We start from the raw sequence: 13,282 nt of genomic DNA on the forward strand, positions 1-13,282 counted from the left end.
GCCCGCTGGTACCGCGCGCGCGCCCGCGCCTTCAGCGTTCCGGGCCAGCGGCTGCCGATGCTGGCCTGGCAGCTTGCCGACATCTCGCAGGAGCGGGCCGAGCAGGAGCGCTTCTTCCTCGATCTGCAGAAGGCGATCGATCACCTCGACCACGCGCCGGCCGGCTTCTTTTCGGCCGACCAGGAGGGCCGCGTCACCTACATCAACGCCACGCTCGCCGAATGGCTGGGCATCGACCTCACCAGCTTCACGCCCGGCGCCGTGTCTCTGTCGGAGATCGTGGCCGGCGACGGCATGGCGCTGGTCCGCTCGGTCAAGGCCGACCCCGGCACCACACGCAACGCGGTGATCGATCTCGATTTGACGACCATGACGGGCGAAGCGCTGCCGGTGCGCTTCATGCACCGCGTTTCGGCCAGCCGCGAAGGATTGAATGGGCCGACACGCACGATCGTGCTCAACCGCACGCAAGGCGAGGATGCCTCTGCCGATTTGCGGGCTTCGGAAGTGCGCTTCACCCGCTTCTTCAACTCGACACCGATGGCAATCGCCGGCGTCGACCACAACGGACGCATCCTGCGCACCAATGCGCCGTTTTTGTCGTTGTTTTCGTCTGTCGTCGATCGCGACGCCGTCGACCGTCGCGTGCGGCTCGACACGGTAATCCACGAACGCGACCGGCCGGCCTTCGCGGCTGCCTTCGAGAAAGCGCAGCAGCGGCAGGCCGACATCGAGCCGATCGACACGCTTCTGCCCGGCAACGACGAACGGCACATCCGCTTCTACGTCAACGCCGTCGCTGACGGCACCGGCGGCGAGGGCGCCGAGGAGTCGGCCATCGTCTACGCCGTCGAGACAACGGAGCAGAAGGCGCTGGAAGGGCAGATGGCGCAAAGCCAGAAGATGCAGGCAGTCGGCCAGCTTGCCGGCGGCATCGCGCATGATTTCAACAATGTGCTGACCGCCATCATCATGGCGTCCGACCTTTTGTTGACCAATCACCGCCCGTCGGACCCGTCCTTCCCAGACATCATGAACATCAAGCAGAATGCCAACCGGGCGGCTTCGCTGGTGCGGCAGCTTCTGGCCTTCTCGCGCAAGCAGACATTGCGGCCGGAAGTGCTCAACCTGACCGACGTGCTCGCCGATCTCAGGATGCTGCTGGCCCGCCTTGTCGGCAACGACATCAAGCTGAAGGTCGACCATGGCCGCGACCTGTGGCCGGTCAAGGTCGATATCGGGCAGTTCGAACAGGTGGTGGTGAACCTTGCGGTCAACGCGCGCGATGCTATGCCGGCGGGCGGCGATCTGACCGTGCGCACCCGCAATGTGACCGCCGAGGAGTGCAAGGCCTTTTCCTACCGCGAACTCGCCCCGGCGGACTATGTCGTGGTCGAAGTCGAGGACACCGGCAGCGGCATCGCGCCCGACGTGCTGAAGAAGATTTTCGAACCCTTCTTCACCACCAAGGAAGTCGGCAAAGGCACCGGCCTTGGCCTGTCGATGGTCTACGGCATCATCAAGCAGACCGGCGGCTTCATCTTCTGCGATTCCGAAGTCGGCAAAGGCTCGACTTTCCGCATTTTCCTGCCGCGTCACATCGCCGAAGCGAAAAAGGCAGGCGAGCCCGGCGATGCGCCGGCGGCGCCGGCAAAGGTCGCCGATCCGGCCAAGGATCTGTCGGGCTCGGCCACGGTGCTGCTCGTCGAGGACGAGGATGCCGTGCGCATGGGCGGCATGCGGGCGCTGACCTCGCGCGGCTACACCGTGCACGAGGCGTCGTCGGGCGTCGAGGCGCTGGAAGTGTTCGAGGCGCTGGGCGGCAAGGTCGATATCGTCGTTTCCGACGTGGTGATGCCGGAAATGGACGGGCCGACGCTGCTCGGCGAATTGCGCAAGCGCCAGCCCGACATCAAGTTCGTCTTCGTGTCCGGCTATGCCGAGGACGCATTCGCCAGAAACCTGCCGGCAGATGCGCATTTCGGCTTCCTGCCGAAGCCGTTTTCGCTCAAGCAACTGGCCACGATCGTCAAGGACGTGCTGGAGTCCTAAAGCCTTCCCCATGTTCCTCCTTGCGCAACGCCGTGACAACGCCATGATTGAGGGGTGAACGGCAGGAAGGCTTAGGGGAGCAACCGGTGACGCCGCACAACGAAGCGGACAAGGACGACTATGCCGACACGGTGTTGTTGCCGGGCGACCCGCAACGCGCCGAATGGATGGCGCAAACGTTCCTGGAAGCGCCGCGCTGCATCAATCGCCGACGCGGCACGCTTGGCTTCACCGGCTTGTTTCGTGGCAAGTCCATCAGCATTCAAGCGACGGGCATCGGCGTTTCATCGTTTCTGATCTATGCGCATGAACTGCTGGACCATTATGGCGCCCGGACGCTGATCCGTACCGGCACCTGCGGCAGCCTGACCGCAAAGGCAAAGCTGCGCAGCCTTGTCATCTCGCAATCGGCACAGGCGGAAAGCGCCCAGAGCGGCCAGGTTTTCGGCCTTTATGGACCGGCTGGCCCGGACCCGGCGCTCCTCGCATCGTCACGGGCCAAGGCGGTAGAATTTGGCATCGACCATCATGTCGGCCTGACGGTCTGCAGCGACATCTTCTATCACCCGGATGGGCGTGCCCGTTTTGCCGATGCACGGGCGCAAGGAGCCCTGGCCGTGGATATGGAAACCAGCGCGCTCTATGGCATATCGGAGCATTTCGGAGCACGTGCGTTGTCGATGTGTGTCGTGGTGGACAACATCGAGACCGGCGAACAGACCGACTATTCCGAGCGCCAGGCGCTTTTCACCGACATGAGCCGTCTGGCGCTCGCTGTCGCAGCCGAGAGCTAGAGTACGGGTCTACTGGGTCAATCCCTTGCGTACGGCAGCGACATCGCCGGACGAGACTGCAGGAGCCGCGTTGCCCCAACTGGCGCGCACATAGGTCAAGACGTCGGCGACCTCCTGGTCTTTCAGGCGCCAGGCCAGGGAAGGCATGGCGGGCGTCGTCGGTGCATCGGCCGTGTGCACGGCCTGGCTGCCGGCAAGGACGAGCCGGGCCAGTGTTTCGGCACTGCCCTGCGCGACGATCGAATTGCCGGCAAGGGAAGGGAAAAGCGCGCCTGACCCGGCACCATCTCCACCATGGCAGGCCGAGCAATTGTCGCGATAGATTGCCTCGCCCGCGGTCATCCGTGTTGCGTCAGGCTTTGCCGGTTGGGCGCTGTCGACATCCGAGCCCAGGCTCTTGAGGTAGACTGCAACCGCCTTGAGATCGGGATCGGTCATTTTCGACGTGGAGTTCTCGATGGCCTCCGCCATCGGACCGGAGGCAATCGAATGCGCATTGACGCCGGTCTTGAGGTATTTCACCAGATCCTCTTCCGACCATTTGCCCAGGCCCGATTGCGCATTGTTGGTGATGTCGGGGGCAAACCAGCCCTGCAGGGAGGCACCTTGCAGGAACTCGCTGTCCTTATCGGCGCCAAGGAAAGATTTGGGCGAGTGGCAGGTGCCGCAATGGCCCGCTCCCTGGACGATATAAGCGCCGCGATTCCACTCCGCCGACTTGGAGGGATCCGGCTGAAAGCTTGCTTCGGTGAAGTTGAGGGCATTCCAGCCCAGCATCGCCAGCCGGATGTTCAACGGGAACGGCAGCTGATTGGCTTCGACCTTGTTCGATACCGGTTGAACCGTCGTCAGATAGGCCCACAAGTCGGAAATGTCCCGATCGTTCATCCTGGTATAGGCGGGGTAGGGCATTGCGGGGTAGAGCCGCACACCATTGTGGCCGATGCCTGACTTCATCATGCTGCGGAAGTCGGCTTCCGACCAACTGCCGATGCCCGTCTCGCGGTCAGGCGTTATGTTGGGCGGCACAAGCGCGCCGAACGGCGTTTCGAGCGGCAGGCCGCCGGCCAGCGGTTTGCCCTCGGCTCGCGTATGACAGCCTGCACAGTCGCCGAGCACCGCCTGATACTGTCCACGTATGATCTGGTCCGCCTGGTCGGCACTCCATGCCGGGCCGCCAGTGAGGGCCGCAGCACCGATGGCGAGCGTGAGAACGAGCTTGTTCATGCCTGCACCAGGGGTGCACCGGGATTGCGCAGATATTGATTGCGGATGGCATCGGCGGCGCGGAAAGCGAGCGCGCCGACCGTTCCTGTCGGATTTTTGCCGGCATTCTGCGGGAAGGCCGACGCACCGATGACAAAGACGTTGGGGACGTCCCAACTCTGGAGGAAGGTGTTGACCGCGCTCTTCTTCGGGTCCGTTCCCATGATGGCGCCGCCCGTATTGTGGGTGCTCTGGTAGGGGACGCTGTCCCAGCCTTTCTTGCGGCGGCTGACGGCGTACTGCTTTCCGCCGAGCGCCTTGGCAATTTCCTCCATCCGGTCGCAGACATAGTTCGACATGCGGATGTCGTTGTCGGGAAAATCGAACGTCATGCGCATCAGCGGCCGCCCGAAACGGTCCTTGTAGGTCGGGTCGAGGTCGAGGTAGTTGTTGCGCGTCGCGTAGCTGCTTCCCTGGGACGAGTAGCCAAGCGTGCTCTTGTAGCCCTCGACCGTTGCCTTCTTCCAGGCGCTGCCCCATTTCGGCGTGCCGGGCAGGGTCGGCCTGGTTCCGATCGGGCGCCCGTTGGTGGGAATGCAGTTGATGCCCGCACCGCCGACGAAGTCCAGCGCGCCGTGGTCGAACGCGTCACCATTGTAATCGTCGATCGTCTGGCCGAGCGCGCCTGCGGCGATGAACGGGTTGAAGTTCTTGTCGTCGAAGAACACCTGCACGCCGGCGTTTGTCTGGTAGCAGTAATTGCGCCCAACCGTTCCTTCGCCGCTGCCGGGGTCGTAGATCTTGCCGATGCCGGACAGCATCATCAGCCGGGCATTGTGCAGGCCGTAGGCGCACAGCAGCACCAGATCGGCCGGCTGGAAGTACTCCTCGCCTGAGGTATCGACGTAGGTCACGCCGCGCGCCGACTTGCCTCCGGGAGCCAGATCGACATGCAGTACCTCGCTGTCGGTGCGGACTTCGAAATTGGACTTCTTCATCAGCACCGGAAGGACGGTGGTCTGGGCGCTCGACTTCGAATAGTTGGCACAGCCGAAGCGTTCGCAGAATCCGCAATAGGTGCATTGACCCATGGCGATGCCGAGCGGGTTGACATAGGCCCGCGACATGTTGGCGGATGGGGTCGGGAAGGGATGCAGGCCGATCGACCGGCCGACCTCGGCGAACAGGGTTGGCGCGTAGGTCATCTGCATCGGCGGGTTCGGATAATCCCGCGACCTTGGATCCTCGAACGGATTGCCGCCTTCCTGCAACTGCCCCTTGATATTGCCGGCCTTGCCCGAGATGCCTGCCAGATACTCGAACTGGTCGTAATAGGGCTCCATCTCCGCGCCGGTCACGCCCCAGTCCTCGACCTGGAGATCGGCGATTCTCGATGCACCATATTTCTTGGTCAGATTGGTCTTTATCTGAAAGTCTGAATCCCAGAACCGCCAGGTGTGGCCGTTCCAGTGGACGCCGGCGCCGCCGACGCCGTTGCCGGGGAGGAAGGAGCCGAAATCGCGCATCGGCAGCGCCTTCTGCGATGGGTCGTTGCGCACCGTCATGGTTTCCACGGCGGGCTGCAGGAAGAGGTCGCGCCGGATGCTGTAGCGCAACTCATCCTGCGCGTAGCCGATGTTGAAATCGGTTGCCGTATCGCGCCAGGGGCCGCGTTCTATAGCCACCACGTCCAGGCCCTGATCGGTCAATTCGTGGGCCAGAATGGATCCCGTCCAGCCGAGGCCGACGATCACGACGTCTTTGCGAGGCAGTATCTTGGTCATGATCAGGCGCCTTTGCCGAGCCATTCGGGGCGCCCGATGATCGAGACAGGCGGCTGCGGATATGGCTGATTGTGTTTGCTGACATGGTCGCGGTAGTCGTAGCGGGCGCCTGGAAAACCAAGCATGCGCCACGAGACCATGTCCTTGTTGCCGCCATAGACGGGGTCGGCAAAGAACCCCTCCATGGTGTTCTGCAGCAGAAGCCCGAAGAAACCCGGCCCCTTGACGCCATTGGGCAGGTCGACCTTCCCGGCCTCCATAGCCGTCAGGAAGGCATCCTGTTCGGCCGGTGCGAGCTCGACGAATGTCTTGCCGTCCCGCTGTTTCAGGAAAGCGTCGATGGCGGCAAGCCCGGTGCGGTAACGCTGCGCCGGATTGGCCTCGCCCTGATAGCCCTGGGTGGGCAGTCCAGGCAGAAACGGGCCTTGCGTGTAAAGCCGGCTCGACGCACCGAACGCCCCCATCAACTGCCTGTCGATATAGACGGCGCAACCGGCTTCCTTGCCGCCCATGCTGAGCTCGTCGGCCGGAATGATGCGGTCGACGATCGCCTCGACTAGAGCTGCTTCCTGGGCCGAGAAAAAGTGCCAGCCGCCTGCCACGACCTGCGTCGGTGGATCGGATGTCATTGGCGTCCAGGGCAAAGTGCCCGAGAACGATCGCGCAAAACCGGCCGATGTCGCGGTTGCCGTAAACATTGCGACCGAGGACAGGAAAAGACGCCGATTCATTCGGACAGGGTTGCGACGGTTCATATTAGGAATCTCAAAAATAAGAGAGCACGCTTGGGAAGTGATTCCCAAGTATTCATGACAACGATAGTTAGGTTAAGCCGCAGATCGAATGCCGATAGACTGCGAGATGAAAATGACCTCGTCAACCACATCACAAAATCGTTAGCGAGGGTTTGGTCTACTGTCGATCAGGTCTGCTTGTGCTGTTGGAAGCCGGTTTTCGCCCGGAACTTGGGCTGCAGCGTCGCCTCTTGCAGAGCGTCCTGGCATACGCGGCCGGATACTGGACCGATAGAAACAGCATCGTGCCATCAGGCATGAATCAGGGACAGCCACAGACCGGCTGGCGTTCGAGGTAGTGGTCGACACCAGGGCGCCACCGCGACGTATCACGAGGCGTTCCGGACCCCTTGATCATACCTGCTCAGCTGGCAAGCAGCCTAATGAGTTTACGACCTGGACGACGCCTTGTAGACTGAACACATGGCGCTCAAACGGATGGACAACATAGGAATCGTCGTCGATGACCTCGAAGAGACGATTGGTTTCTTTGGCGAGCTCGGCCTTGAGCTCGAAGGGCGGGCCACGATCGAAGGAGAATGGGCCGGACGTGTCACTGGACTGGGCGATCAACGCGTCGAGATTGCCATGATGCGGACGCCGGACGGCCACAGCCGGCTCGAACTGTCCCGCTTCCTCACGCCGCCTGCCGTCTCGGATCACCGCAACGCCCCGGTTAACGCCCTCGGCTACCTCCGCGTCATGTTCGCCGTGGACGACATTGAGGGGACGCTTGAAAGGCTCCGCAATCGCGGTGCGCGGCTCGAAGGCGAAGTTGTCCAGTATAGAGACGTGTATCGGCTCTGCTACATTCGAGGGCCCGGAGGGCTTCTCATAGGGCTCGCGCAAGAACTAAGCTGAGCGCAATGCGCTAAGCGGCCTGCCGCTTCGGCACCATCTGCTCATCCATCCCCGGCCGATGGCCGCGCAGATAGAGCGCGCAGGTGGTGCGCAGCATCGACGCAAAGTTCGGGATGGCGCCGTTGATCTCTATGGCTTCGTCATAGAGCTTGGAGATGAATTTCGGCGTCGTCAGGTTCTGGTTTTCGGCGATCTCGTCAAGCAACGCCCAGAACGTCGCTTCGAGCTGGATGCTGGTCGAGTGACCGTCGATGCGAATCGAGCGGTTGATCTGGCGATAGCCTTCGGGGTCCTGGCCCGCAAACACCCTGCACATCCGACAAACCTCCCATGATTGTTGGTCTTGGGTGGACGGCGTGCAGTTTGATACTGCTTGACCTGTCCCCACACGTATTCTCGGGCAAAATTGCCGGTCCGGCAATCGGACTTTCGTCCCGTTCGCGGCTGCGGGCGTGGTAACCGGCTGCCACCACCTTTTGTCCGCGCCGCGCATAATCGCCTCCACACCAGCGCGGAGACTAATTTGGCCAAGGCGATCCACAGTATGATCCGGGTTCTCGACGAGACCCGATCGGTCGATTTCTACAGAAACGCCTTCGGGCTCAATGTCGCCGACAGGCTGGATTTCGAGACGTTCACGCTCCTTTACCTCAGCAATGCCGAGGCAGGGTTCGAGCTCGAACTGACCGTGAACAAGGATCGGCAGGAAGCTTACGGGCTCGGCGACGGCTACGGTCACTTCGCTGTCTCCGTCGCCGACCTCGACAGCGAACATGACCGTCTCGGTGCGCTTGGCCTGAATCCGAAGAAGATCGTCGAGTTCAACCGCGACGGATCGCTGATCGCCCGCTTTTTCTTCATCGAGGACCCCGACGGCTACAAGATCGAGGTTCTGCAGCGCGGAGGTCGCTTCCAATAGGAGACATAGCAGTCGCGCCGGCAGGTGCGGCGCCAGCAAACGCACTCTCAACAGTGCACATAGCAAGCAGGGAGGAATAAAATGGTCACGATCTATGACGCGAAGCCCGGGCTTTCCCGTCGTGAGCTTCTCAAACGCGGCGGCATCGGGGCGCTGCTCGTCATCTCCGGTAGCGCCGTCATCAGCCCTGAACATGCCTGGGGGCTCGAGACATCGGCACTCAAGCCCGAAACCATGGCGACGCTGATCCAGATGGCGCGTGACATCTATCCGCACGATCAGGTGCCGGACAAATACTACGCCATTGCCGTGAAAGGTCATGACGAGCAGGCCGGCAAGGACGCCGCCTACAAGGCGATGCTCGAGGATGGCATCGCCGACCTCGACAAGAAATCCGGTGGCGGCGGCTATCGCGGCCTCGGCTGGGAGGACCAGCGCGTCGGCGTGCTGAAGCAGATCGAGGCGACGCCGTTTTTCCAGGCCATCAGAGGCGGCCTTGTGGTCGGCCTCTACAACCAGAAAGAGGTGTGGCCGATCTTCGGCTACGAGGGCGAGTCCTATTCCAAGGGCGGCTACATCGCGCGCGGTTTCGACGACATCGAGTGGCTCTGAGCTCCGTCGTTCCTGAACCCGCAAACAGAAATCATGGGAGGAAACCATGGCAGCTTCATTTGATCTGAACAACGACGGCGTGGTCGTCATCATCGGTTCGGGCGCCGGCGGCGGCACGCTCGGCAACGAACTTGCCCAGAAGGGTGTCGACGTCGTCATCCTGGAAGCCGGCGCGCGCCACGAATACGAGGATTTCGTCAATGACGAGTGGGGTTCGTTCGCCCAGCTCGCCTGGACCGACAAGCGCACCACGTCCGGCGACTGGCGCGTGGCAAAGGATTTTCCGAACCTGCCGGCCTGGATCGTCAAGTCGGTCGGCGGTTCGACCACGCATTGGGCGGGAGCCTCGCTGCGCTTCCAGGAGCACGAGTTCAAGACGCTCTCGACCTATGGCAAACTGGAAGGCGCCAACCTGCTCGATTGGCCGATCACGCTGGCCGAGATGGAGCCCTACTACGCCAAGGCCGAGGCCAAGATGGGCGTCACCGGCACCAATGACTGGCCGCGGCTGCCGGGCAACAACAATTTCAAGGTGTTGAAGGCCGGCGCCGACGAGCTCGGCTACAAGGAATGCCACACCGGCAACATGGCCATCAACTCGGTCGATCGCGACGATCGTAATTCCTGCCAGCAAACCGGCTTCTGCTTCCAGGGCTGTAAATGGGGCGCCAAATGGTCGACGCTCTACACCGAGATCCCCAAGGGCGAGGCGACAGGCCATCTCGAAGTCAGGCCGAATGCCATGGCGATCAAGATCAACCACGACGCCAGCGGAAAGGTGACCGGCGTCGTCTACGCCGACAAGGACGGCAAGCTGCAGGAGCAGAAGGCGCGCATCGTCGCGGTTGCCGGCAACTCGATCGAGAGCCCAAGGCTGCTGCTCAATTCGGCGTCGGGAAAATTCCCCGATGGGCTTGCCAACTCGTCGGGCCAGGTCGGCAAGAACTACATGCGCCACACCACCGGCTCGGTCTATGCCATCTTCGACAGGCCGGTGCATATGTATCGCGGCACCACCATGGCCGGCATCATCCGCGACGAGGCGCGGCATGATCCGTCGCGTGGGTTCGTGGGCGGCTACGAGTTCGAGACGCTGTCGCTCGGCCTGCCGTTCATGGCCGCATTCCTCGATCCGGGCGCCTGGGGGCGCTCGTTCACCACCGCACTCGATCACTACGACCACATGGCCGGCCTGTGGATCGTCGGTGAGGACATGCCGCGCGCGGAGAACCGCATCACGCTGCATGCAGACGAGAAGGACGCACACGGCATGCCGATCGCCGACGTGCATTTCGACGACCATCCGAACGACACGGCGATGCGTAACCACGCCTACAAACAGGCTACGGCACTTTACGATGCGGTCGGCGCCACCCGCACCTTCCCGACGCCGCCCTATCCCTCGACCCACAATCTCGGCACCAATCGGATGAGCGAGAAAGCGGAAGACGGCGTCGTCAACAAGCACGGCCAGGCGCACGACATCAAGAACCTGTTCGTGTCGGACGGCAGCCAGTTCACCACCGGGGCCGCCGAAAACCCGACCCTGACGATCGTGTCGCTGGCGATCCGCCAGGCCGACTACATCGCCGCGCAGATGTCGGCAAAGACGATCTAGTCACATCCTCCCGACGGACTGCTGGCGCGGAACCCGCAAGGTTCCGCGCCTTTTTCTTGCCACCCTTATTGCTTGGTGCAGGTCGATGCGGTGAAGGCGCCGTCGGGTTGCTTCATGATGATGTCGAAGGAGGGCACGGTTTCGCCGTCAAGCGTCGCCTGGGTCAGCGACAGCGAGTTGCCGCCGGCGGTGTAGCCGCCCAGTGGTCCCAGCCAGGAAATCACGCCGTTCGCATCCATTTGGTAGTTGTACCCTTGCTGAGCGGGGCCGAAGCCGCCGAGGCTGGTGTAGACAGGGCCGCTGTAGACGTTCCCCTTGATGGTGATGTCGCCGAGGCTGAGGAACATGCCAAGCAGGTACACTTCGCAATGATAGGTGCCGTCAGGCATCTTGCCATCGCTGAAATCGGCTCGCGCGGCTCCGGTTGCTGCGGCCAGAAGCAGTATGCCGATGAAAAAGCGTGAAATCCCTGAAATCATGACGTCGCTCGTTTGAAGAGCGAGCTTGCCCTATTTTTGCACCGCGCCGCAACATCGGTCGCCCAAGGCGCCGCTATTCAGATCAAAATCTAGGCAGTCTGGGAGAATGAGCGAAAATTAGGCAAAAACTGTGTAAGCTGCGCAAATTTCCCTCAATCGATTTCTGGCCGGCTCTCTTTGTTTTGGAAGCCCTATGTTCCAAAGCGCTGATATCTATGAACTATTTGTACCCTTTCGGGATCGCTGGAGCGGTTGGCATGGGGGTTGCATTGTAGTGTTGCGGTGCAATCAACTAGCTTGGGAGTCCGTAATATGAGGGGTAATTTCTCGACAATAACAAAAATGTTTTCGGCTGGTGCGGTCGCCGCCGGCCTGTTGATGTCGGCTCCGGCCAAGGCCGCCGACGACACGATCAAGGTCGGCATTCTCCATTCGCTCTCGGGGACCATGGCGATTTCGGAGACGACACTGAAGGACGCCATGCTGATGCTCATCGACGAGCAGAACGCCAAGGGCGGCCTGCTCGGCAAGAAGCTCGAGGCGGTGGTCGTCGATCCGGCTTCCAACTGGCCGCTGTTTGCCGAAAAGGCGCGCGAACTGATCTCCAAGGACAAGGTTGCGGCGGTGTTCGGCTGCTGGACCTCGGTGTCGCGCAAATCGGGGCTGCCGGGGTTCTCCGAACTTGACAACATCCTGTTCTATCCGGTCCAGTATGAGGGCGAGGAGAGCGAGCGCAACGTGTTCTACACGGGTGCGGCGCCGAACCAGCAGGCGATCCCGGCGGTCGACTATCTGATGAGCGAGGACGGCGGTTCGGTTAAGCGCTGGGTGCTGGAAGGCACCGACTACGTCTATCCGCGCACCACCAACAAGATCCTCGAGGCCTATCTGAAGGCCAAGGGCGTGGCGGCTGAAGACATCATGGTCAATTACACGCCGTTCGGCTTCTCCGACTGGCAGACCGAGGTTTCGGCGATCAAGAAGTTCGGTTCGGCCGGCAAGAAGACCGCCGTCGTCTCCACCGTCAACGGCGACGCCAACGTGCCGTTCTACAAGGAACTCGGCAACCAGGGCATCAAGGCCGAGGACATTCCGGTCATGGCCTTCTCGGTCGGCGAGGAAGAGCTTGCAGGTCTCGACACCGCGCCGCTGGTCGGCCATCTCGCCGCCTGGAACTATTTCGAGAGCATCGATACGCCCGAGAACAAGAAGTTCATCGCCGACTGGCACAAGTTCATCAAGAACGACAAGCGCACCACCAACGACCCGATGGAGGCCCATTATATCGGCTTCAACATGTGGGTGAAGGCGGTCGAGAAGGCCGGCACCACCGATCCGGACAAGGTCATCGACGCCATGATCGGCGTGTCGGTGCCGAACCTGACCGGCGGCTATTCGACGATGATGCCGAACCACCACATCACCAAGCCGGTGCTGATCGGCGAAATCCAGGCCGACGGCCAGTTCGAGACCGTGTCGCGCACGCCGGGCCTGGTGATGGGCGACGAATGGTCCGACTATCTGCCTGATTCCAAGGACCTGATCTCGGATTGGCGCGCGCCTCTGTCCTGCGGCAACTTTAATGTTGCCACCGGCAAGTGCGGCGGCAAGGGCACGAACTGATCCCTCCCAGGGCTGACCCAGTCAGACCGCGCGCGTCCGGACGGCTTCCTCCGCCGTCCGGACGCCCACTTCAACCTTCAGGGGTTACCAGAAACCAATGACCTTAATCCGCACGGGTTTGATGCTGTTGTTCCTGCTGGCGACACTGTCGTCATCGGGCGCTGGCGAAACCGATCTGCGCGGCATCATCGCCAAATTCGCCACGGCCAAGGGCTTTTCCGAGATCGGAGCCGTCGTCCACGAACTGGCAGCCGCTGGCGACCCGGCGGTGGAGCGGCCGCTTGCGGCACTTGCCGACGGCAACCTCTATGTCCGCAAGGCCGATTCCCTGGTGTTTGTCGGCAAGGAAGCGGGCGAGAGCGTCCAGCTTTCCGACCCGTTGAGCGGGGAGGCATCGGGTGAGGCGGCCAAGGACGGCATCACCAAGATCAAGGTCAACAACACGCTGCGTCGCGTCATCCGCGATGCGTTGGGCACTCTGACGCTCGGCGCCAAGGATCCGGCTGTCCGCATCGCCGCCGCCGACACCATGTTCAAGAC

The 13,282-nt window shown here is 62.0% G+C and carries 12 protein-coding genes and 1 pseudogene; 8 read left to right on the forward strand and 5 right to left on the reverse strand.

The genetic code is table 11. From position 1 onward, the window contains the following. On the forward strand, positions 1 to 2,052 hold a 2,052-nt coding region (locus EN969_RS03365), incomplete at its 5' end, for a PAS domain-containing sensor histidine kinase (protein ID WP_164758138.1). Positions 2,053 to 2,138: 86 nt separating this feature from the next. Next, a complete protein-coding gene (locus tag EN969_RS03370; RefSeq protein ID WP_013531859.1) occupies positions 2,139 to 2,846 on the forward strand; it encodes a DeoD-type purine-nucleoside phosphorylase in 708 nt (235 codons plus the stop codon). A gap of 9 nt (positions 2,847 to 2,855) precedes the next feature. Here the strand turns inward: EN969_RS03370 and EN969_RS03375 are convergent, their stop codons facing one another. The 3 genes from EN969_RS03375 to EN969_RS03385 are packed head-to-tail and all read right to left on the reverse strand — an operon-like array spanning position 2,856 to position 6,465. After that, positions 2,856 to 4,073 (reverse strand): cytochrome c, encoded by a 1,218-nt coding sequence (locus tag EN969_RS03375; protein ID WP_063167924.1) that lies wholly within the window; start codon positions 4,071 to 4,073, stop codon positions 2,856 to 2,858. Then, positions 4,070 to 5,836 (reverse strand): GMC family oxidoreductase, encoded by a 1,767-nt coding sequence (locus tag EN969_RS03380; RefSeq protein WP_024503527.1) that lies wholly within the window; start codon positions 5,834 to 5,836, stop codon positions 4,070 to 4,072. The genes EN969_RS03375 and EN969_RS03380 overlap by 4 nt, the downstream gene beginning before the upstream one ends. A gap of 2 nt (positions 5,837 to 5,838) precedes the next feature. Further along, positions 5,839 to 6,465 carry a gluconate 2-dehydrogenase subunit 3 family protein gene (locus tag EN969_RS03385; RefSeq protein WP_244514297.1) on the reverse strand — a complete coding sequence of 209 codons (627 nt, stop codon included), beginning with the start codon at positions 6,463 to 6,465 and terminating at the stop codon, positions 5,839 to 5,841. Between the two features lie 588 nt (positions 6,466 to 7,053). Here EN969_RS03385 and EN969_RS03390 point away from each other — a divergent pair. Next, on the forward strand, positions 7,054 to 7,491 hold the full coding sequence (locus tag EN969_RS03390; protein WP_063167925.1) for a VOC family protein: 438 nt from the start codon (positions 7,054 to 7,056) through the stop codon (positions 7,489 to 7,491). Between the two features lie 10 nt (positions 7,492 to 7,501). On the opposite strand, the gene EN969_RS03395 is transcribed toward EN969_RS03390, so the two are convergent. Continuing rightward, positions 7,502 to 7,807, reverse strand: coding sequence for a ribbon-helix-helix domain-containing protein (locus EN969_RS03395; protein WP_063167926.1), 306 nt, complete (start codon positions 7,805 to 7,807; stop codon positions 7,502 to 7,504). A 207-nt stretch (positions 7,808 to 8,014) separates the two neighbouring features. Between EN969_RS03395 and EN969_RS03400 the strand changes: the two genes are divergently transcribed. From EN969_RS03400 to EN969_RS03410, 3 genes are all read left to right on the forward strand, one after another. Beyond that, on the forward strand, positions 8,015 to 8,410 hold the full coding sequence (locus tag EN969_RS03400) for a VOC family protein (RefSeq protein ID WP_027161507.1): 396 nt from the start codon (positions 8,015 to 8,017) through the stop codon (positions 8,408 to 8,410). Positions 8,411 to 8,491: 81 nt separating this feature from the next. Beyond that, positions 8,492 to 9,022 (forward strand): Twin-arginine translocation pathway signal, encoded by a 531-nt coding sequence (locus EN969_RS03405; protein WP_063167927.1) that lies wholly within the window; start codon positions 8,492 to 8,494, stop codon positions 9,020 to 9,022. A 46-nt stretch (positions 9,023 to 9,068) separates the two neighbouring features. After that, positions 9,069 to 10,640 (forward strand): GMC family oxidoreductase, encoded by a 1,572-nt coding sequence (locus tag EN969_RS03410; RefSeq protein ID WP_063167928.1) that lies wholly within the window; start codon positions 9,069 to 9,071, stop codon positions 10,638 to 10,640. A 65-nt stretch (positions 10,641 to 10,705) separates the two neighbouring features. Here the strand turns inward: EN969_RS03410 and EN969_RS03415 are convergent, their stop codons facing one another. After that, on the reverse strand, positions 10,706 to 11,119 hold the full coding sequence (locus tag EN969_RS03415; RefSeq protein WP_024503521.1) for a hypothetical protein: 414 nt from the start codon (positions 11,117 to 11,119) through the stop codon (positions 10,706 to 10,708). 312 nt (positions 11,120 to 11,431) lie between these two features. On the opposite strand from EN969_RS03415, the gene urtA reads away from it, so the two are divergent. Together urtA and EN969_RS03425 are read left to right on the forward strand one after the other, a co-directional pair. Then, entirely contained in the window at positions 11,432 to 12,742 is a 1,311-nt protein-coding gene (gene urtA, locus EN969_RS03420; protein ID WP_127418988.1) for an urea ABC transporter substrate-binding protein, read from the forward strand. Between the two features lie 97 nt (positions 12,743 to 12,839). After that, positions 12,840 to 13,282 (forward strand): annotated as a pseudogene (locus EN969_RS03425) (urea ABC transporter permease subunit UrtB); the annotation flags it as partial.

It is taken from the genome of Mesorhizobium sp. M7A.F.Ca.CA.003.01.2.1 (genome assembly GCF_003998945.1).
GTDB lineage: Bacteria > Pseudomonadota > Alphaproteobacteria > Rhizobiales > Rhizobiaceae > Mesorhizobium > Mesorhizobium ciceri.

Bases quoted from the DNA above. Each gene is read 5' to 3' on its own strand.
- EN969_RS03375 (WP_063167924.1), bottom strand. From the start codon at position 4,073: ATGAACAAGCTCGTTCTCACGCTCGCCATCGGTGCTGCGGCCCTCACT.
- EN969_RS03380 (WP_024503527.1), bottom strand. From the start codon at position 5,836: ATGACCAAGATACTGCCTCGCAAAGACGTCGTGATCGTCGGCCTCGGC.
- EN969_RS03385 (WP_244514297.1), bottom strand. From the start codon at position 6,465: ATGACATCCGATCCACCGACGCAGGTCGTGGCAGGCGGCTGGCACTTT.
- EN969_RS03390 (WP_063167925.1), top strand. From the start codon at position 7,054: ATGGCGCTCAAACGGATGGACAACATAGGAATCGTCGTCGATGACCTC.
- EN969_RS03395 (WP_063167926.1), bottom strand. From the start codon at position 7,807: ATGTGCAGGGTGTTTGCGGGCCAGGACCCCGAAGGCTATCGCCAGATC.
- EN969_RS03405 (WP_063167927.1), top strand. From the start codon at position 8,492: ATGGTCACGATCTATGACGCGAAGCCCGGGCTTTCCCGTCGTGAGCTT.
- EN969_RS03410 (WP_063167928.1), top strand. From the start codon at position 9,069: ATGGCAGCTTCATTTGATCTGAACAACGACGGCGTGGTCGTCATCATC.
- EN969_RS03415 (WP_024503521.1), bottom strand. From the start codon at position 11,119: ATGATTTCAGGGATTTCACGCTTTTTCATCGGCATACTGCTTCTGGCC.
- urtA (WP_127418988.1), top strand. From the start codon at position 11,432: ATGAGGGGTAATTTCTCGACAATAACAAAAATGTTTTCGGCTGGTGCG.